This window comes from Lysobacter concretionis Ko07 = DSM 16239 (assembly GCF_000768345.1).
Classification (GTDB): Bacteria; Pseudomonadota; Gammaproteobacteria; order Xanthomonadales; family Xanthomonadaceae; genus Novilysobacter; species Novilysobacter concretionis.
This window is the reverse complement of record NZ_AVPS01000021.1, coordinates 1-869: the sequence shown is the minus strand read 5'-3', so window position 1 is coordinate 869 and position 869 is coordinate 1. Positions and strand designations below refer to the sequence as shown.

1 protein-coding gene is annotated in these 869 nt (G+C 61.8%); it reads right to left on the bottom strand.

Annotated elements, in window-relative coordinates:
• The coding region (locus N792_RS13280; protein ID WP_036196152.1) for a porin family protein at positions 1 to 631 on the bottom strand (631 nt) is incomplete at its 3' end.
• Between the last annotated feature and the right edge of the window lie 238 nt (positions 632 to 869).

The window sequence follows — 869 nt, the reverse complement described above, 5'->3', positions numbered from 1 at the left end:
CCGCGCAGCTCGGGGCCACCGGGGCCGGAGCAACGGCAGCAACCGGGGCGGCACCCAGCGGCACGATCACGCCCACCGAGGCCAGCAGGTCGCCGAACCAGTTTTCACTGGGATTGGCCACGCTCTGGTCATCGAAGTCACCGCGGTAGGCCAGCTCGGTGCGCACACCGACGCGACCCAGGTCGGCCTGCAGACCCACGCCAACCTTGGCAGCCAGGTTGCCGTCTTCGCGCTGACCCGGCGAATTGACGCTCGGGAAGTTGTCGAACTCTTCTTCAGCGCGCTGGTAGCCCAGGCCGACCACGGCATACGGGTTCCAGTTGCGGCCTTCGGTCAGGAAGTGGCGACGCAGGTCGAGCGAGACGCCGTACTGGCTCCAGTTCAAGTCCTGGTTGGCGCTGTTGTTCGGGTTCTGGTAGTTCAGCTCGCCATCAATCGACCAGTTCGGGCTGACGAACTTGCCAACGCCCAGGGTGAGAAACGGGGCGTCATTGGTGCCGCGGTCACTGTCCTGCAGGTTGAAACCAGCCGAACCGGTGAGATACCAGCGATCGTCAAAATCCTGTGCATTTGCGGCCGACGCAAACGCCAGGCCCGCGAGCAACGCAGTGCTCAACAAGCGAATCTTCATATCAAACTCCTTCAGTGATATCGGGGGATTTCTTTGGCGATGCCTTGCCGAAAAATTGGCGAGTCACTGTGAAGGCCGCCCGGCGCTCCACAGTCACGAACGTGATGATACACATTCGACAACAATTCATTAACAGGGGGGTCCCGCGGGATAAACGGCCGAAGCCCGGTATGACACCGGGCTTCGGTTTACCGCAGCGGCTCCGAAGAGCCGCCTGTCACTCACGTGACACTCAGTT